Genomic DNA, 20,537 nt, shown 5'->3' on the forward strand with positions numbered 1-20,537 from the left:
TTTTTAGCAAAGTAATTTTTAAATCAAATTTTATATCACTTCAATTTATTGTAAGGTTTCTTAAGTTGATGACATTGCTTGGGCGGTAGCCCATGTGATTCATGAACTGTATACTATAGATGTGGGGGTAAAACTTATACTAATAAATTGAATTTTACTGCATAAAAAAAGTGCGAATAACCCGCACTTTTTTTATTTAAAACCTATTTTAATTTAATTAATAACTCTCTTGCTTGAACTTGCTTTCCTTCTTTAACAAGTATTGATTCAACAGTACCATCAACACTCGCTACTACATTTGTTTCCATTTTCATAGCCTCTATTATCATTAAGCTCTGACCTTTTTTTACTTCATCGCCTTCACTTACAAGTACCTTAACCACATTCCCGGGAATACTTGCTCCTATTTCCTTTTTATTTTCAGGGTTTGCCATAATAGTTTCTTCAAAGGCCTCTTGTTTAACAGAACTTATTTTATCTTTGATTTTAATTTCTCTTCTATTTCCATTAACTTCAAACACAAGGGTTCTATTGCCTTGCTTATCTAGTTTGCCTATAGCTAAAAGTTGAACAACCATTGTCTTTCCTTCAGCTATTTCAAGTTCACAAATTTCACCTTCAGAAAGTCCATGGAAGAATACATCGCTTCCTATTCTACTTAAATCACCATATTCATCTTTATATTTCAGATAACTTTCAAAGACTTCAGGATACAATGCATAGCTTATTACATCTTTATCTGTAGGTTCAATTTTAGACTCTTCCTTAAGATGAGTTCTTATAGCGTGAAAATCCTCTGGAGGTAAAAGTTCTCCTGGTCTACATGTAATTGGCTCTTCTCCCTTTAGAACAATTTCCTGAAGCTCTTTTGGAAATCCTCCCATAGGCTGCCCCATCATACCTTTAAAGAAAGAAACAACTGAATCAGGGAAAGGCATATCCTTAGCCTTTTCAATTATGTTTTCAGGGGTAAGATTATTTTTAACCATGAATATAGCTAAGTCCCCTACCATTTTTGAAGATGGAGTAACCTTAACTATATCTCCAACCATCAAGTTTACTTTTCTATACATTTCTTTTACCTGCTCAAATCTATGGCCTAAGCCAAAGCTTTCAACTTGAGGTTTTAAATTAGAATATTGACCACCAGGTATTTCGTATTTATATATTTCTGCCGAAACAGCTTTAAGTCCAGATTCAAATTTTCCATATACAGGTCTTACCGTGCTCCAGTAATCCGATATCTGCTGTAAATCTCCTATATCCATTCCTGTATCTCTATCAGTATTTTTAAGTGCTGCAACTACTGAGTTTAAAGCTGGCTGACTTGTAAGTCCTGACATACTGTTAAAGGCAGTATCAGCTATGTCTACTCCTGCATGAGCTGCCATAAGCACTGTAGCCACTCCATTTCCTGTTGTATCATGAGTATGAAGATGGATAGGTATGGATATTTCATTTTTAAGAGCTCTTATGAGCTTTAATGCTGCATATGGTTTTAATAATGCTGACATATCCTTTATTCCAAGTATATGTGCACCAGATTTCTCTATTTCCTTTGCAAATTTCACATAATAGTCTAAAGTATATTTATCCCTATTAGTATCTAATATATCTCCTGTATAGCACATGCATGCTTCTGCTACTTTTCCCTGATTTAAAACTTCATCAATAGCAACTTCCATGCCTTTTAGCCAATTTAAAGAATCAAATATTCTAAATACATCAATTCCAGATTTTGCAGATTGCTTTATAAATTCTCTTACTACATTATCAGGATAGTTTTTATATCCTACTGCATTTGCTCCTCTTAGTAACATTTGAAATAGTATATTAGGGACTCTTTTTCTAAGCCTTTCAAGCCTTTCCCATGGAGATTCCTTTAAAAATCTGTAGGCTGTATCAAAAGTAGCTCCTCCCCACATTTCCATAGAAAATAAATCCTTTGCTAGTGCAGATTCTGCCCTTGCTATTTTAATCATATCCACTGTTCTAAGTCTTGTAGCCATTAAGGATTGATGTGCATCCCTCATAGTTGTATCTGTGAGCAATAATTTATCTTGCTTTTTAATCCATTCAACAAGTCCCTTTGGTCCCTTTTCATCTAATATTTGTTTTGTTCCAACCAAAGGCTCCTTTATTTCATACTTAGGCACTACTGGCACATCAAATTCAGTTTTGTTTCCGTGAGTTTCGTTTACTACCTTTTCTCCTATAAATTTAAGTATTCTAAGTTCATCATCTACCCTAGGAGTTATGGCGAAAAGTTCTGGATTATTAGCTATAAAATTAGTATCGCATAAACCTTTCCTAAAAGTATCATGATTAAGCACATTGATAAGAAAATCTATGTTGGTTTTTACACCAGATATATAAGTTTCCTTTATAGCACGAATTGCCTTTCTTATTGCATCCTCAAATGTTCTTGACCAAGATGTTGATTTTACAAGTAAGCTATCATAATATGGACTAATTACTGCTCCTGTAAAACCATTTCCTCCATCAAGTCTTATTCCAAAACCAGAACCAGTTCTATATACATCAATTCTTCCAGTATCAGGTGCAAAACTGTTAGAAGGATCCTCTGTAGTTATTCTACATTGCACGGCATATCCGTTTAGATGTATATCCTTTTGACTCTCTATTCCAACCTCGTCGGAAGCAAGTTTGTATCCCTCTGCAACTAAAATTTGGCTTTGAACTATATCTATCCCTGTAACCATTTCTGTTATTGTATGTTCTACCTGTATTCTTGGATTCATTTCAATAAAATAATGATTACCATTCTTATCTAATAAAAACTCTAAAGTTCCAGCACTTCTATATCCTATAGATCCAGCTATTTTAAGTGCATCCTCGCATATTTCAAGCCTCTTTTCCTCTGAAAGGGCTACTGCTGGAGTAATTTCAATTACCTTTTGATGCCTTCTTTGAACGGAGCAATCTCTTTCATACAAGTGAACTATATTTCCATATTTATCACCAAGCACTTGAACTTCTATATGCTTTGGATTTTCAAGATACTTTTCTATAAAAATATCATCTATTCCAAAAGCCTTCTTAGCCTCATTTTTAGCACTTCTGCAGGCTGCTATAAGATCTTCTTCTGATGCAACTATTCTCATGCCTCTTCCGCCGCCGCCTGCTGCTGCTTTAACCATAACTGGATATCCGCAGCTTCTTGCAAATTCTAAAGCCTGCTCCTCTGATTCTATGGGTTTTTCAACTCCTGGTATAGTTGCAACTCCTGCTGCTTTAGCAGTTATCTTGGAATTTATCTTGTCTCCAAGTTTATCCATCATATCACCAGTTGGCCCTATAAACTCTATACCAGCCTCAGTACATCTTCTAGCAAAATCTGCATTTTCAGACAGGAAGCCATATCCTGGATGTATTGCATCTACACCCTTTTTCAAAGCTAGACTTATTATTTCATCAATATTTAAATAAGCTTCTACTGGTCCTTTATTTTTACCTATTAAGTAGGATTCATCTGCTTTTGTTCTAAATAAAGCCAATTTGTCCTCTTCAGAATATATTGCAACCGTTCTTATTCCAAGTTCATGGCAAGCTCTAAAAACTCTTATGGCAATTTCGCCTCTATTGGCTACCAGAACTCTTTTAAACTTTTTTATCACTTTTTAGCCCCCTCCAGAAATCAAAATTATGTATATTTATTTTGTACAATAATATTATTATATATAAGGTATAAAATTTTTTCAATTGAATTTTTCATTTTTTGTGACTTGCATTAAATTAAATTTTTTTTTATAGAGTGCCTATTCTATGTACTAGCCTTGCTTCAATATGAAATTTCATTTCTCCTGCAAAATCATTTTAACCTAAAAATCATTTCCTTAAATCATTATAAACTCTTTCTATATTCTTATTATGTATAAGCTGCTGATTCATCAAAATAAGCTTTTCTTTTTCTTCCTCATCATTCAGCATTTTAGAAAACATATATGCCATTATAAATACGGATATTGGCATATATAGGAAAATCAAAAGCAAACTATAATAAACCTATGTAAATATATGAAAGAGAAAATAATTAGAATTATTTATTTTTACCTTTTGAATAGCAAAAATACAAGAGATATTCCATAAATAGATATATTCGGAATCAACAAATATAAAGCCTTATATACGCTTATATCTATATATATCTCTTGCACTTAGAACGTGGCAGATACATCTTAAAAATAAAAAGGTTATAAAAAAGTTTCTCATATCACACAAATTTATAATTAAACAGTTTAATATTTTATAATTGCTATAATTAACATTCAGCAATTTATTTAATACAGGTGTAAATTTAATATCAATCACTAAAAACATGAGACTAACCAATAATTCAGTTATGTTGCTAACAATTACAGCATAAAGCTTAACCAAAACTTTACCATTACATAATAAGCATACTGCCCCAAACTCTACTACAAAAAGACTAGTATACCACTTAAATTTCCCAGCAAATTCGACGTAGAGGCATCAACAAAAGTTATTATAAATTGAACTATAAAAAATATGTACTTTCTATTTTTAAAGCCTAGAAATTTATTATAAAAATAATAATTCACATAGTATAAAAATGGCAAGTTTAAATTATTAAAAAATTGAGACACTAAATTAATATTTAAATACGTATTCATAGAAATTATATTTCACCTTTCAAATAGTACATAAATGCTTTAGAAAAATCACTATACCTATACTTAGACATATATATCTTTTCTAAATTTTTTAGCATTATAGAAGAATTATCATAGGCTTGTACATAGTCTAAATTTACAATAAAACTCTTGTGACATCTAAAAAAGCTGCTATTTTCAAGTTCCTTTTCTATTTCTTATATTTTTTTATAATATTCTATAATGCTATACTCAGTATGGATATTTTATATTCCATTAATATATTGCTGCTACTATCTTAATTTTTATAAACACAAGACCGTTTATTTTTAAACTTTTTTAACTTCTATTAGCGCCATAAAGCTTTTTTAAAACATAGCCTAATTTACTATAAATTAAATATATTTATTTCAATTTATTTTTTAAAAAATATGTTAATTTATTAACTACAAACTTTATTTTATGTTATAATAACCAAGTATGGGTTTTGCTAAAGGAATACTGAACAAAAGTTAGATGTTTAAAACAGTATATCCTTAAATTAATCATAATAACAATTCATAATATTAAAGGAAGGCGATCAATTTTATGGAAAAAAAATTAATACTTGTTGGCTCACCACCAGCTTGCGGCAAAAGTTACGTTTCTATGGAACTATGTAAAAGTTTAAACAATCCTGTTTATTTGGACAAGGATTCAATAATTCCATTATCTAAAAAGGTATTCGAAGCAGCTAATGAACCAGTAAATAGAAGTTCAGCTTTTTTTGAAAAGTATGTAAGAGATGCTGAATATGTTGCAATTATGGAAGTGGCATTTGAAAGTCTTAAATTTAATGATCATGTAGTAGTAAATGCACCATTTTCAAAAGAATATAGAAATAAAGAATATATACAAAATTTAAGAGAAAAACTCAAGGATTATGAGGCAGACCTTGTACCAGTTTGGGTAAGCTGCGATGTTGAAGTTTGTCATGAAAGAATGATAAAAAGAAATTCTGAAAGAGATACATGGAAACTTGAGCATTGGGATGAATACATAAAAGGCAGAGATTATTCGGTGCCAGATCTTGATGGAGTTTATGTTATAAACAACTCATCAGCAGAAAGCTTCAAAAAGGATTTAGAAGGACTATTAAAGGTTTTATAATACACCTTATCCTTTAAAGCCTTTTGATTTATAAAAAAGGTTTTCTATATAACAACTCATCATCTGAGTTGCTGTCTTCAACATAAACTTTTAAAATTTTCATGCAAAAACTTCCATAAATTTAAGTACCTATAAGCTTAAATTTTACGGAAGTTTTATTTAAATAATTTATAAATTTATTTTCAAGTTAAATCTCGAAAATAATAAGCTCTATTAAAATTATTTATTTTCTGCCCTTGATATCATGCCTTTGATAATACTTATGTACTCTTTAGAAACTTGAGGACATGCTTTTAGCATATTATCTACGACATAGTCTATATTGGTATCATTTATAACTTTTAAATTCTTACCTTCCTCACAAATCATGTCTTTGTCTGACAAAGTATTATATATCTCATCTACTACATAAGATTTAATAATTTCATCATTTTCAACGCAATCCTTAGAAAAATATAAATCACCTTCTACTACTACAAGCTGACCGTATACATACTCTTTTTCACATTCTTTTAAGCTATCAACAATCTTATGCTTTATGTGTTCAACATGCTTTATGTCAAGCACATTATATTTATCGCTTCTGGTTAACAGAGTTCTTACATCAAGCTCCATAAGCCTTGTTTTTATATGCTCAGAAAATTTCTCTCCAAATTCTTCTATAAACATCTTTACAGATATCCTCTTTTTTCTTCTATTATTAATTCTCAATATAAACGCACTCCTTTTACTGAATTTTTAAAAAATTAAATTTAAAGCACATACGCTATAAAAAACCACCTATATTAGGTGGCATATAACTGTTGACAAATATAATTAACTTTTTATAAAATAAAATTTTTAATCATAATATTTGTTCTTTATTAATAGTATATCACAAATTCTGTTAAGCAACAAATTATACTAAGATATCATTTTAAAATAACAAAATTCAAGAGCAATATAAAGTAGTACCGCAAAACCAATTTTTAATAATTTTGCGGTACTATTATCCTTTGAGAGTACTTATATATTTATATTACTTTTTAATTGATAATTCCGAATCATTATACTATTGACCATTCTTTATTTCGAAATTAAAACTATTATACCCTTTTGACCATAATTAAAAGATCTTAAATTTTATATTATAAAAAAGTTTAATATCCTCCTCTCCATAACTTAATTCATCAAACCCCTTTTAATTTTCAAGTAAATTTATAAAATTAATAGTTATGTTTTGGAAAGTTTTAAAAAATAAAGCCAACAATTAATTAACATGCTAATTAATTGTTGGCCGGTTGCACAAGTAACTCCAAATCTCTAAAGTGCCCACATAAAAGAGATCTATCATAGTTTCCAACTTTTCTAAAAAAAAACTATTAATAATAATATAATAATACCACACGAGGATAAAAAGTCAATATTTAACTTGATAATTATAAAACTTTAGCCATTAATGTAAATTATGGTTTTTAAATTAAATGTTATCTTGTTTTTGTTTTCTTTCAAGCTGCGAAAATATGCACCCACAATAATCCTGCCTGTATAAGTTATATTCTCTTGAAAGCTCTATAGACCTCTTATAACCATTTTTCTTTTTAAAATCAGAATACAAATATTGCATGTCATGTTCACTACCGACCTTTTCTCCTATTTCATTCAACTTTTGGGCATTTTTATACGGACTTATTGACAAGGTTGTTGTAAAATAATCATACCCTTTATTTTTAGCAACAGAAGCAGTTTCCTTAAGTCTTAATTCGTAGCACCTAAAGCATCTTTCTCCTCCCTCTTTTTCACCTTCAAAGCCTTTAGCAACAGAATAAAATTTATTAGTGTCATAATCTCCTTCTATAAAATCCACTTTATACTTAGTTTTAAATTTTGATATAAAATCCTTTTCTTCCTTAACCCTTTTTAAATACTCCTCTTTAGGATATATATTGGGATTATAATAAAAAACTGTTATATTAAAATAATTTGATAAATATTCTATTACATAACTGCTGCACGGCGCACAACAGCTATGAAGTAAAAGTGAAGGCACCTTATCTTGCTTTAGAATTTCCTCAATAATCTCATCAAGTTTATTTTGATAATTTATTTTCATTTTTTCACCTCTAATTTAAATAACTTTATTAAATTCACTTAAACTTTTTCTTTACTTAAGCTTTTACTTAAACTCTTCAAAACCCAATCCAAAATATTCTATGTATTTCAGCCTATTATATCATGTTTAATTTTATTTTAAAATGTATATACTACTTATATAAAATACAGAAAGGAAGATTTTTAAATGGAAAAACAAAAGAAATCAAGTACAAATAATCAATGGACTTCACTACCTGAAGAAGAGGCTAAAAATACTTGTAATGATAAGAAAGAGAAAACTGCTACTGATAATCAATGGACATCAACTTTAAAAAATAATGTGAAGTAAGTGCATCACAGGATATTAAATAAAATTAGTAAATCTAAGACAAAAAACTCTAAAAGTCTAAGAAGTTTCAATAACTCGCTGAAAAAATGCTCAGACAATTGAAACATCTATGGCTTTTAAAGTTTTTTACCTAAGATTTATAAAATTTTATTTAAATCATCCTGCAATACACTTACCTCTCATTACACAGTGTTTAAGGAAAATTTTCCTTGCACTACCGTTGGAGCGAAGTAACAATGCTGAAGGAGCAGTTTAAAAAAATCCTAAAATACTTAGATATTTCAATCTGTTGAGCAACGCGAGTAAACATACACGGGGCTTGGGCTAATATATAGATGACTAATACAAGTTAAAGAAGGATAATGGGATTACATCCCAAACCCCGTATATGATCGTTATCCTTCTATACCTCAAGCAAACACTCGCTTAGAATCACCACTTAGCTTTATAGAATTTTTTTAATGCGACGAAGCATTGTTACTTCGTATTATTTAAAAATTCTACGCTAAATTTCTTCCCCTTATTGCTATTTTTATTGCATTGAATAGTACAACTGAAGCAGCTGTGTTAATAGCACATGCTGGTATTACAATTGATAAAAATAAAACTTTAAAACTTCCTGGAAGACCTACCATAATAGCTGCAGAAGATAAAAATACAAACCCACTTATTAACGTTCCTATAGCAGTTATAGCTATTACCTTTATTTGATTATTCAATATTTTTCTAAAAGGTATTAAAATTAAAAATATTATATTAGTAGTAACAAATTTATCTATTATATTAGGAAGCTGTCCCCCTGGAAATGTTGTACTGACAGCACTTAATATTCCTGCAACAATTCCACAACAAAGACAAGTTTTGTAATCATCATTAAGAACTATTATTATAAATAATAACGCTAAATAAAAATCAGGCTTCATACCTAAAACTAGAGGCGGCGTAATTTGATGCAATATGGCACCTATAGCTAAAAGTAAGGAATTAATAACTATCTTTTTTATATTCATAATACTTCTCCCCTTATATTTTTTAGTTTGTAACAAGCATTTTTATTATTTAACTAAGCCGGCCTCTCATTAAATAATATTTAAAAATAAAAAACTCCGTCCAAATACATATTATAAACTATGCATTAGGACGGAGATACTTCCGCGGTACCACCTAATTTGTGTTAAAAAACACCTCTTTTTCGAATACTAACATATTCTATCCGTTATAACGTACGGCAAACGTTAACTACTACTCTTCTTTAATTAAAAGAATTTCGGTTTACTCTTCAAGGGTCCATTCACCACTAGTTATCGCACTGAGATTCCACCACCCCCAGCTCTCTTTAGCTAAACGAAATGCTTACTCTTCCCTATCACCAGATTTATTATTACTTTATTATATAATAACATTTTTATAAGATTTGTCAATAAAAAATATATTAAATACAAACTTAAATTTAAATAAAAAATTTTTTCAAAAAAATCGAAATTAATCCAAAAAACTATTTAGAACTAAATTATTACTCCGATAATACATACATAGATATTATATATTGAGTAAATATATAACAATTCAGTTATATAAATTGTACTAATTCAATAAATTATTAGATAGTTAAATATTATTTATGAGGTGAGCTATATGTTATCTAAAAGTAAATCATTACCAATTAATGAACTAAAGGCAGGAATGATATCTGCAAGCGATATAAAATTTGAAAACAACCTGCTCTTGGCAAAAGGGAACCCTATATCAGAAACAGCCATAAATATATTAAGTGAAAACTACATTGTTGATAAAGTAGAAGTTTATGAAGATGATGACTATAAACAAAAATTAGAAATAAAAGCCAAAACAGTAGAAGAACTAGAAAAAACCTTTAATGAATTATCTGCAAACCTAGAAGATATTTTTAATAATATATATTCTTTGCAGGTTAACGGAATTGATGAAATAAGAGTTTTCTCGAAAAAGATTCAAGAAGAATTTAAATCCACTGGTTTGGTAATTAGAGATATTGTATCGCATGGAAGCAGCGAAAACATATATAGACATAGTGTAAATGTATCAGCCATTAGCTTTATACTTGCAAAATGGCTTGGCTTTAGCGAAAAAGAAATAAATTTATTAACTTATTCTGCAATATTACATGATTTTGGAAAAACTCAAATAGATCCAAACATATTAAATAAAAAAGGAACTCTAACAAAAGAAGATGTAGAAACTATAAAAACACATCCCGTAATAGGATATCATTTTGTTAAAAAGATTCCATTTATTGATCCTTCTGTGGGCCTAGGAATATTAATGCATCATGAAAAAGCCGATGGATCTGGATATCCAATGCATTTAAAGGAGGAAAAGATTCATAAGTTTGCTAAAATAATTGCAATAGCCGATTTATTTGATAATGTAAGTTCTAACAGATATTCTAAAGAAATAGCAGGTCCTTTCGATGGATTAAAGATAATTCAAGAGGAAAGCCTCGGAAAACTTGATAACAAATATTGTACTATGTTTTTGAATCATATAGTTAATTACTATATGGGAGAAAACGTAATTCTTAACGATAAGAGATCCTGTAAGATAATTCAAGTCGATATAAATGATATTACAAAACCTCTTTTACTTGATGATAATGGTTTTCTAGATCTTAGAAAAGAAAAAGATTTATATGTAACAAAATTAGTTGTTTAATTAAAATATTAAAGATGCACTGCTTTAATGTAGTGCATCTTTAATATTTTCACATGTTCCTATATATTACTTAATACTTCATCGAGAGCTTTACATACAAAATCACACTGAGCTTTTTCTATTGTCAAGGGTGGTTCTATTCTTATAGTTTTTGCATTTATAAGAGTACCTGCAACTAATATTCCTTTATCAAATAATCCTTTTGATACTTTATAGCCAGTTTTATCATTTTCAAATTCAATTCCTATCATAAGTCCCATTCCTCTTACTTCTTTAACTATGTTTTTATATTTTCTGGTTACTTTTCTAAGTTCAGATATAAAATACGTTCCCATTTTTGCCGCTCTCTCTGGCATGTTATCCTCAAGTAATACATTTATTGTAGCAATTGCTGCTGCACAAGATAGTGGATTTCCTCCAAAGGTAGTAGTATGAATAAATGGATTAGGAAAAAACTCTGAAAATACATCCTCTGTTGCAATTACAGCTCCAATTGGCATTATTCCTCCTCCTAATGCCTTTGCAAGACACATTATATCAGGCTCTACTCCATAGTGTTCAACACAAAACATTTTCCCTGTACGCCCCATTCCAGTTTGCACTTCATCGGCAATAAGTAAAATATCAAAATCCTCGCATATTTGTTTTACCTTTGCAAAGTAATCGTGAGGAGGAACTATAACACCCCCTTCACCTTGAATTGGCTCTAAGATAATCGCGGCAATATCTTCACCAACCATACTAGATGCCCTTACTGTTTTATACATCATATCTACATCACCATAAAACACACGTTTAAATCCTGAAACAAGAGGCATAAAAGGTTTTCTAAACATTCCTTTTGATGTAGCTGATAGAGAACCTAAACTTTTTCCGTGAAATGCTCCAACCGTAGATATAAAATAATTTTTTCCTTTTTTCTTTTGATGAATTTTAGCAAGCTTTATTGCTCCTTCTACAGCCTCTGTACCGCTATTTCCAAAGAAAGAATACTGAAGCTTTCCAGGAGTTATTTCTGCAAGAAGTTTTGCAAGTATTCCTCTTAAAGGATCAAGCAAATCCTGACTATGAAGTGCCTGATGCTTTAGTTGAGCATTTACCGCTTTTAAAACTCTTGGATTTCTATGCCCTACATTATAAATCCCAAAACCTCCAAGACAATCAATATACTCCTTGCCGCTTACATCAATAAAGCTGTTAAGTCCTGCATCTTTCCACTCTACTGACGCATATTGCCCACCATTAGTAACAGATTTTCTATATTCAAGAAAACCAGGATTAACAAAATTTTTAAAATCATCAACCGTTTCTTTTGTTATGAATTTTTTATCATCTTCATTTAGTGTATCTTTTGATATAAAATTCAATACCTTATGGGTATATTCAATTAAAGAAGCTTTGTCCTCTTCTTCTAATTGATACTTATCTTTCAAGTCCTCTTCCATAATTTCAGCATTATTGCTTATCATAAAATCACACTCCTTAATTTTTATTTAGTTTTAATTGAAGTAATTCTGAAATAATAGCAATACTTAATGTTATTACTATCATTACAGTTGATAGCGCATTAATTTCTGGTGTAACCCCAACTCTTACCATTGAATATATTTTCAGAGGTAAAGTTTCGTAACTTGGTCCAGAAACAAAAAAACTTATTATTACATCATCAAGAGAAAGAGTAATTGCCATAAGAGCACCTGCAGCTATTCCTGGCAATATTATTGGCAAAGTAATCTTAGAAAAAGTTTGAAATTCATTTGCATAAAGATCCATCGCTGCATCCTCAAGATTCCTATCAAATCCACTTAGCTTTGCCCTTACAACTACTACCACATAAGATATGCTAAAAGTCACATGAGCAAGTATAAGTGTTATAATTCCAAGAGTTATTTTAGTTTGGGAAAAGAATACTAAAAGAGAAATTCCCATTACAATTTCAGGTATTATTATTGGCACATACAACAGGCCATCCAAGACTGTTTTTCCTTTAAACTTATATTTATACATTCCAACTGCTGCAAGTGTACCTATGATAGTTGATATCAGCGTACTTAGAAAAGCTACCAAAAGACTATTTTTAAGTGCTGTAAGTATATCTCCATCACTAGCAAGCTGATAATACCATTTGGTTGTAAATCCCATCCACACTGCATTAACCTTAGAATCGTTAAAAGAATATACTATAAGAATTATTATTGGAGCATATAGAAATAAATAGATAAGAAAAGAGTATGAAGCTAATACGCTTTTGGAAACTCTATTTCTCCTCATTTAAAACACCTCCAATTTTTTATTGCCTTTTTTAAAGTAAATTACTATAAATACTACAGTTATGCCTATAAGGAATATTGAAATAGCAGAACCAAAAGGCCAATTTCTAGCAGTTAAAAATTGATTTTGTATCAAATTACTTATAAGCATCACTTTGCTTCCTCCAAGGAGATCTGGAATAAAAAACAGGCCCAAAGCTGGTATAAAAACAAGTAAACAACCTGCTGATATTCCTGGAAGTGTAAGCGGAAAAATCACTCTTAAGAATGTCTGAACTGGATATGCACCAAGATCGCTTGATGCTTCTATATAACTTTTATCTATATTATTAATTGAAGTATACAAAGGGAGAACCATGAACGGAAATAATGTGTATACAAGTCCAAGAAGTACCGAACCATTTGTATAGAGCATCTGAAGTGGATTTTTTATAATGCCAAAACCAGTCAAATATGAATTTATGACCCCGCTAGTTCTCAATATAACAATCCATGCATAGGTTCTTACTAAAGAATTTGTCCAAAATGGTATCATAATAAGTATAAACATAATCGTTTTATATTTTTTAGGTAAACTTACTACAAAATACGCAAATGGGTATCCTAAAACAAGACATATTGATGTGGTTAGAAATGAAATCCAAAGCGAATACAGTAATATTTTAATATACATTGGCTGAACTAAAGTCTTATAATTTTCAAGTGTAAATTTATATTCAATTTGACCATAGCTTCCCCTTGTCAAAAATCCCATAATTAAAACTATAATAAGTGGAACAGCAACCAAAATAAGCATCCAAAACATTACAGGTGATATAGTAAATATATGTCCATATTTCTTTTTTCTTTTTATGCTTTTTTCTTTAACATAGACAGCTCCTTTAGAAATTGCCTTATCCATTAACTTATCACCACCCCATCTTCAGATTTCCAGCAAACAAAAATTTCTCTTTTTTCGTCTTTAAGTTTAAAAGTATCTGCTGCTGATTCATTTACTATAATTTCTCTTCCATTGTTTAACGTAACAACAGTTCTATTTACAGCTCCTACAAATATTCTTTCTTTTATTTTTCCTTCCATAACATTATCAAATTTGTTTTTATCATAACTTAATTTCATTCTTTCAGGTCTTATAGCAATATAAATAGAATTATCCTTTTTAAGCTTAGCTATACTTTCTTTCTTGTCTACAATCTTTACTACTTCACTATCGCCTATCAAAGCCTGCGCTTCTACACCGCTGCTTTCTTTAACCTTTCCTTCAAATATATTTGTATCCCCTATAAAATCAGCAACAAACTTTGTTTTTGGCCTTTCATAAATCTCATCTGGAGTCCCTATCTGCTCAATTTTGCCGTTATTCATTACAGCAATTCTGTCTGACATAGTAAGAGCTTCTTCTTGATCATGAGTTACATATATAAAGGTAATTCCAAGTTTTCTTTGAAGATGCTTTAGCTCAAATTGCATCTGTTTTCTAAGTTTTAGATCTAGTGCTCCAAGAGGTTCATCTAAAAGTAAAACCTTTGGATTATTTACGATAGCCCTTGCAATAGCTATTCTCTGCTTCTGTCCACCACTTAATTTATTAGGATATCTTTTTTCAAAACCATTAAGCTCAACAAGATTTAAAACTCCTGTAACTTTTTCTTTTATTTTTTCTTTTGAAAACTTCTTTATTTTAAGTCCAAAGGCTATATTGTCAAATATATTCATGTGAGGGAAAAGTGCATAATTTTGAAATACTGTATTTACATCTCTCTCATATGGATTTTTACTTGAAACATCTTCTCCATCAAGTAATATTTTGCCTGAGGTAGGTTCCTCAAATCCTGCAATCATCCTAAGAGTAGTTGTTTTTCCACATCCACTTGGTCCAAGAAGAGTTAAAAATTCGCCTTTTGTTATGCTTGCACTTATATTGTCAACTGCTTTTTGAGATGAAAATGCCTTCACAACATTTAAGAGTTGAATCATATATTCCATAATACTTGCCTCCTTTTTTACTGTTTAAATTGTGTCCATATAGAATCATATATTTTTGTAGTATCACCTACATCCTTTATGTGTTCATCCTTATCAGAAACCTCCTTATCTGGATAAAGAGTTTTATTGTTTAAACATTCATTTCCAATATATTTACGTGCTGCTTCATTTGGATTAGTATATGGATATGCCTTTGATATTTCTGCACTTACTTTTGGCTGTAATATAAAGTTTATAAACAGTTCTGCATTTTCCTTATTTTTTGCACCTTTTGGAATTACAAAATTATCTTCAAAAGCATACATCCCTTCCTTTGGGAAAAAGGTTTTAAGATCCTTATTGTCCTTTTCTGCCAAATAAGCTTCTGCTGTCCAGCAATATCCAACTGCTGCCTCTCCATTAATTAATGCCGTTTTAGGACTATCGCTGTCGAATATCTTTATATTGGGTTTTAGCTTTTGAAGCTCACTTTTTGCCTCATCAAGTCTACTTTTATTTGTTTCATTAAACGAATACCCAAGTTTCTTAAGTGTCATACCTATAAGTGCTCTTTCATCATTTAGAACTACCATAGACCCTTTAAATTTGCTATTCCAAAGATCACTGTAGCTGCTTATACCTTGAGGAAACTTCTTCGTATTTACAACTGTAACTACATTTCCACATAAATACGGAACACTATATTCATTTTTAGGATCAAAGGATAAATTTTTATATTGATCTCCTATATTTTTTAAATTAGTTACCTTATCCTTATCAACCTTCTCAAGTAAATCCTGTTTTTTCATAATATCAACCATATAGTCACTTGCAACTGCTATATCATATTGACCTCCACTGGCCTGAATTTTAGCAAGCATTTCTTCATTTGATGAATAAGTTGTATAATTAACCTTAATGTTGTACTTTTTTTCAAACTCATTGATTACTGATTTAGGCAAATATTCTGTCCAATTAAAAACATTAAGTATTCCACCTCCAGAACTGGAGCCTGCACCACTTGATCTGCCACATCCCGTCAATACTGTTCCTATTATAACAGCTGATAAAGTTGTACTTAAAACTCTCTTTATTATTTTGTATTTCATTTTTATCACCTTCCTTTAACCTATCATCTCGACTTTATCTTCTTTATTCTCATTTAATATTTTATTTTCAAAATATAATTTATATAAAACAATACCAAGTATAACAAGAATTATTGTAAGCAAAGCAATCATATGGTAATCATGCGGCAAAGTCAAAATTCCAAGTTCAAAAATTAACCATACTATGGAACCTATAAAAACAGGTTTTGCAGCTTTGCCAAGATTGAAACATTTATCCTTCACCTTAATCTTCTTTCTAACTAATGCATAACATACAATTGTAATTAAATATATGAGTGCAGGAAGAACAGACGTAACACCAACAAGTGTTGTAAGTGAATTTGAAAAGAGAGCTGTTATTATACTAAGAATCAATATTAAAACTGTTGCCAAAACAGGTGAATCAGTTTTAGGGGAAATTTTTTTAAAAACTTCGCTTGCAAAAAAAGCATTGTCTCTTGACATAGCATATATAAGTCGTGAACCAGATGTCATAACAACAAGTCCACAAGCAAAAATAGAAACTGATATCATTACTAAAAATAACTTTCCAATTACAGTCCCAAGATTGCTTTGGATAACATACGGTAACGCATTATTAGAAGCCAAAACTTTATTCAAATTTCCAATTGAAAATACTGCTGAAATTAAAAACAACATTCCAAATACTCCAGCAAGAAGCATGGATGTAATTATTGCTTTAGGAACAGTTTTATGTGCATTAATAGTTTCTTCACTTAAATTTGCAGCAGATTCAAATCCAACAAGTGTAAATGACCCCATAAGCATGCTCATTATAAATGACTTAATATATGAAGTTCCCTTTGGCGCACTCCCAGTGTTAATTATCATAGACGCATGAACTCCATTTTTCATAGCAGCTATAAAAAGTACAATTGTAAGTATTATTATTCCAAAGCTTTCTGTAAAAACGGCTGCATTATTAATAATTGAGCAAAGCTTAACTCCCACTATATTAAGTAACGCTTGAATTACTAAAATGCCTATAACAATAGCTGTAGTCTGTCCATTAGTAACTTTTATTCCAAGAAGTGACTCAATAATTGGTGCTAGCCCCACATCTATGGCAGTTGGAAGTAAAACTAAATACAAAAAACATATCCATCCCGTTATCCAACTCATAAATGGTGTAGATAATCTTTTTATCCATTGGTATGAATATCCTGATACAGGTATAGCTCCCGACAATTCGGCAAATATAAGGCAAACTAAAAATTGACCTACTGCTGTAATGGGCCAAGATAGTATAAAAGCTGGTCCCGCAGTGGAAAGAGCAAATTGAAAATTAGTAAAAATCCCCGTTGTCAGTGAAATAAATGAAAACGCTACAGCAAACGAACTAAAAAATTTAAGATTTCTATTAAGTTCCTGCTTATAATTATATTTTTTCAAAATATCTTCTTCGGTAAGATTGCCTTTAATTAGTTCTCTATTTTTCTCCATAATCTCACCTCCCAATTAATATAAAGATTTATTCTTTAAACCAATTTATAGGCTTAACATCTAAATTAATATTTATTTGCTTAACCTCTGTATACTCTTCATATCCAAATACGCCCAGTTCTCTTCCAATACCGCTTTGTTTATATCCACCCCAAGGTGCCTCATTATATGTCGGATTATATGTGTTTATCCAAGTTATCCCAGCACGCAATTTCTTTATAACTCTATGAGCTTTTGCAATATCATTTGTAAAAACTCCTCCTGCAAGACCATAAGGCGTATTGTTAGCAAGATATACAGCTTCCTTTTCATCTTTAAACTTTTGTACTGCTAAAACCGGCCCAAAAATTTCCTCTCTAACGATTTTCATATCTGGTGTAGTATCTATAAATATAGTAGGCTCAACAAAATACCCATTTTTAAGTTCATCCGTTAGAATTCTATTTCCACCACAAACTAATTTAGCTCCTTCTTCTTTACCGTATTTAATATACTCAAGCACCTTATTCATATGCTCTTCTGAAATCAAGGGCCCCATCTCAACGCCTTCGTCTGTACCCTTACCTATTTTTATTCTTTTAGCTCTAGCTGCAAGTCTTTCTATAAATCTATCATAAATGCCTTCTTGCAAAATAAGTCTCGAACCAGCAGAACAAACCTGCCCTTGATTACAAAATATGGCAAACAATGCATAATCAACTGCTGTTTCAAAATCAGCATCATCAAAAACTATATTTGGTGATTTTCCTCCAAGTTCAAGTGAGATATTTTTTATATTTGAACTTGCCGCTTTCATTATGCTTCTTCCCGTAGATGTTCCACCTGTAAATGCAACCTTATCCACTTCCATATTTACTGCTATTTCATGACCAACTGTTTCCCCTGCTCCTAAAACCAAATTAACTACACCTTTTGGAAAACCAACTTCTTCAAATATTTCAAAAAGTTTAATAGCAGATAAAGGTGTTAATTCTGAAGGCTTAAAAACAATAGTATTACCAGCTGCAAGTGCAGGCGCAATTTTCCATATTGACATCAAAAGTGGATAATTCCACGGAACTATCATTCCACAAACACCTATAGGTTCCCTTACAACCATTGCTTGCACATCATCTGGAACTTCATAAGTCATACCATGTGGTTTTGTAGTAAACCCTGCATAATATCTAAGACAAGCAGCAGAATCACTTAAATCACATTTCGTCTCTCTTAAGGTTTTACCATTATCCATAGTTTCTAAGTATGCAAGCTCCTCTGATCTTTTTTCTATTATATCTGCCACATTAAATAATAATCTTGCTCTTTCCACTGATGATGTATTCATCCATTCATCATTATAAAAAGCTCTCTTTGCTGCCTTTACTGCTAAATTCACATCCTCTTTATTTCCTTCTGTAACTACAGCTATGATTTCTCCGTTTGCTGGGTTTATTATATTTCTTGTTTCACCGCTTGTTGAAAGCTTCCATTCTCCGTTAATATACATTTTCAAAACATCTTTCACTTGAGCCACTCCTTTTTCACATTCTTACAATATATAAGTGTATTAATTATTAACAATTCATAATTTTGTTATTATTTTTAATAAATTATTATTTATATTGTATATAATTTACCACTTTGTTAACATTTTTTCTATAGCTAAACTATACAAATATGTTCCTATCCTTATGTGCTTTCATGACAAATGCATACTAATATGTAAATAAAATCATATTCAACATAAATAAAAAAGTAGCATTAGAATAATGTTTTCTAATACTACCTTTTTATTTATGTTCAATTATAGTGCACATGAATTTCAATAGTTTAAGCGATTTATGTGTGTAATATTAACACTTTATTTCCCAAGGGTTTTCTTTTCCTTCATTAAATAAGATGCAGCTCAATATAGAGTTTTCTACCATATCACTTACTGCTTGATCCGTATAAAAAGCTGTATGTGGTGTAACAATTACATTAGGATAAGATTTTAAGATTGCAAGTTCTCTATTATCTAGTACCTCACATTTCAAATCTTTATAATAAAGGTTTGTTTCATGCTCAATAACATCTAAAGCTGCGCCACCAATCTTTTTACTTTCAATAGCATCGATAAAATCATCTGTATTTATAAGAGATCCTCTAGCCGTATTTATTATAAATACCCCATCTTTCATCTTTTTTATTGACTCTTTATTTATAAGATGATAATTTTCTTCTGTTGCAGGTGCATGCATAGTTATAACATCACTATTTTTTAACAATTCATCTAACGAAACGTATTTAACATATTTTTTCATTTCTTCATTTTCGTATATGTCATAAGCTATTATTTTGCAATCAAAACCACTTAAATTTTTAATTACAGTTCGTCCAATTCTTCCCGTACCAATAACTCCTACAGTTAAATTGTGTAATTCCCTGCCCTGGACACCTATCAAAGAATAATCTTGAACTCTACTTCTTTCCAAAATAGGCTTCATTTTTCTTGTAGCCATAAGAATCAGCATAGTTGTGTAATCAGCAACACTCCTTGGAGAATATGTAACATTTCCAATATGCATCCCCAATTCTTTAGCTTTTTTAATATCAATATGATCGTATCCTATAGTTCTTGTAGATATGAATTTAACCCCAACTTCATAAAATTTTTGCATTAATTCAGCATTAATAGGTGTAGTTATAATACTTACAGCATCAAACCCCTTTGCCAAATTTACAGTTTCTAAATTTGGTGCTTCTTCTGTAAGTACCAAATCTACATTGTACTTTTCTTTGAACTTTTCAAAATATTCTGTTTCATCTGATCTATGGCTATACGCCAATATTTTCATGTTCTAAGCCCCCTTCT

At 30.5% G+C, this 20,537-nt stretch carries 15 protein-coding genes, 2 pseudogenes, 1 riboswitch and 1 other annotated feature; of the genes and pseudogenes, 3 read left to right on the forward strand and 14 right to left on the reverse strand.

Going from position 1 to position 20,537, the window contains the following annotated elements; genetic code table 11:
• Window positions 1-203 precede the first annotated feature (203 nt).
• The 3 genes and pseudogenes from ACJDT4_RS15495 to ACJDT4_RS15505 all read right to left on the reverse strand — a co-directional run.
• Window positions 204-3,635: a pyruvate carboxylase gene (locus tag ACJDT4_RS15495; protein WP_406788622.1), complete on the reverse strand. Its 3,432-nt coding sequence runs from the start codon at window positions 3,633-3,635 to the stop codon at window positions 204-206.
• Window positions 3,636-3,849: 214 nt separating this feature from the next.
• Window positions 3,850-4,014: a hypothetical protein gene (locus ACJDT4_RS15500; RefSeq protein WP_406788485.1), complete on the reverse strand. Its 165-nt coding sequence runs from the start codon at window positions 4,012-4,014 to the stop codon at window positions 3,850-3,852.
• Window positions 4,015-4,660: 646 nt separating this feature from the next.
• Window positions 4,661-4,897 (reverse strand): annotated as a pseudogene (locus tag ACJDT4_RS15505) (LytTR family transcriptional regulator DNA-binding domain-containing protein); the annotation flags it as partial.
• 325 nt (window positions 4,898-5,222) lie between these two features.
• On the opposite strand from ACJDT4_RS15505, the gene ACJDT4_RS15510 reads away from it, so the two are divergent.
• Window positions 5,223-5,783 (forward strand): P-loop nucleotide/nucleoside kinase family protein, encoded by a 561-nt coding sequence (locus tag ACJDT4_RS15510; protein WP_406788486.1) that lies wholly within the window; start codon window positions 5,223-5,225, stop codon window positions 5,781-5,783.
• A gap of 219 nt (window positions 5,784-6,002) precedes the next feature.
• Here ACJDT4_RS15510 and ACJDT4_RS15515 read toward each other — a convergent pair whose 3' ends face one another.
• The gene (locus ACJDT4_RS15515; protein ID WP_406788487.1) at window positions 6,003-6,494 is read right to left on the reverse strand and encodes a hypothetical protein; all 492 of its coding nucleotides are present in this window, start codon (window positions 6,492-6,494) and stop codon (window positions 6,003-6,005) included.
• 554 nt (window positions 6,495-7,048) lie between these two features.
• A riboswitch (cyclic di-GMP riboswitch) is annotated at window positions 7,049-7,132 on the reverse strand.
• A gap of 110 nt (window positions 7,133-7,242) precedes the next feature.
• Window positions 7,243-7,875 (reverse strand): epoxyqueuosine reductase QueH, encoded by a 633-nt coding sequence (locus ACJDT4_RS15520; RefSeq protein ID WP_406788488.1) that lies wholly within the window; start codon window positions 7,873-7,875, stop codon window positions 7,243-7,245.
• 186 nt (window positions 7,876-8,061) lie between these two features.
• On the opposite strand from ACJDT4_RS15520, the gene ACJDT4_RS15525 reads away from it, so the two are divergent.
• On the forward strand, window positions 8,062-8,205 hold the full coding sequence (locus ACJDT4_RS15525) for a hypothetical protein (protein ID WP_406788489.1): 144 nt from the start codon (window positions 8,062-8,064) through the stop codon (window positions 8,203-8,205).
• Window positions 8,206-8,705: 500 nt separating this feature from the next.
• On the opposite strand, the gene ACJDT4_RS15530 is transcribed toward ACJDT4_RS15525, so the two are convergent.
• Entirely contained in the window at window positions 8,706-9,215 is a 510-nt protein-coding gene (locus ACJDT4_RS15530; RefSeq protein WP_406788490.1) for a tryptophan transporter, read from the reverse strand.
• 123 nt (window positions 9,216-9,338) lie between these two features.
• Window positions 9,339-9,584: a binding site (T-box leader), on the reverse strand.
• A gap of 256 nt (window positions 9,585-9,840) precedes the next feature.
• On the opposite strand from ACJDT4_RS15530, the gene ACJDT4_RS15535 reads away from it, so the two are divergent.
• The gene (locus tag ACJDT4_RS15535) at window positions 9,841-10,896 is read left to right on the forward strand and encodes an HD-GYP domain-containing protein (RefSeq protein WP_406788491.1); all 1,056 of its coding nucleotides are present in this window, start codon (window positions 9,841-9,843) and stop codon (window positions 10,894-10,896) included.
• 59 nt (window positions 10,897-10,955) lie between these two features.
• Here the strand turns inward: ACJDT4_RS15535 and ACJDT4_RS15540 are convergent, their stop codons facing one another.
• From ACJDT4_RS15540 to ACJDT4_RS15575, 8 genes and pseudogenes are all read right to left on the reverse strand, one after another.
• Window positions 10,956-12,365 (reverse strand): putrescine aminotransferase, encoded by a 1,410-nt coding sequence (locus ACJDT4_RS15540; protein ID WP_406788492.1) that lies wholly within the window; start codon window positions 12,363-12,365, stop codon window positions 10,956-10,958.
• A gap of 16 nt (window positions 12,366-12,381) precedes the next feature.
• Window positions 12,382-13,167, reverse strand: a pseudogene (locus ACJDT4_RS15545) (ABC transporter permease); the annotation flags it as partial.
• On the reverse strand, window positions 13,168-14,067 hold the full coding sequence (locus tag ACJDT4_RS15550; RefSeq protein ID WP_406788493.1) for an ABC transporter permease: 900 nt from the start codon (window positions 14,065-14,067) through the stop codon (window positions 13,168-13,170).
• Window positions 14,067-15,155, reverse strand: coding sequence for an ABC transporter ATP-binding protein (locus ACJDT4_RS15555; protein WP_406788623.1), 1,089 nt, complete (start codon window positions 15,153-15,155; stop codon window positions 14,067-14,069). Before ACJDT4_RS15555 ends, ACJDT4_RS15550 begins: the two co-directional genes overlap by 1 nt.
• 14 nt (window positions 15,156-15,169) lie before the next feature.
• Window positions 15,170-16,240 carry a polyamine ABC transporter substrate-binding protein gene (locus ACJDT4_RS15560; RefSeq protein ID WP_406788494.1) on the reverse strand — a complete coding sequence of 357 codons (1,071 nt, stop codon included), beginning with the start codon at window positions 16,238-16,240 and terminating at the stop codon, window positions 15,170-15,172.
• 15 nt (window positions 16,241-16,255) lie between these two features.
• Entirely contained in the window at window positions 16,256-17,704 is a 1,449-nt protein-coding gene (locus ACJDT4_RS15565; RefSeq protein ID WP_406788495.1) for an APC family permease, read from the reverse strand.
• A 28-nt stretch (window positions 17,705-17,732) separates the two neighbouring features.
• The gene (locus ACJDT4_RS15570) at window positions 17,733-19,190 is read right to left on the reverse strand and encodes an aldehyde dehydrogenase family protein (protein ID WP_406788624.1); all 1,458 of its coding nucleotides are present in this window, start codon (window positions 19,188-19,190) and stop codon (window positions 17,733-17,735) included.
• A gap of 346 nt (window positions 19,191-19,536) precedes the next feature.
• Window positions 19,537-20,520, reverse strand: a complete 984-nt coding sequence (locus ACJDT4_RS15575) for a D-isomer specific 2-hydroxyacid dehydrogenase family protein (protein WP_406788496.1) — start codon at window positions 20,518-20,520, stop codon at window positions 19,537-19,539.
• Window positions 20,521-20,537 lie beyond the last annotated feature (17 nt).

It is taken from the genome of Clostridium neuense (genome assembly GCF_045310695.1).
GTDB lineage: Bacteria > Bacillota > Clostridia > Clostridiales > Clostridiaceae > Clostridium_S > Clostridium_S neuense.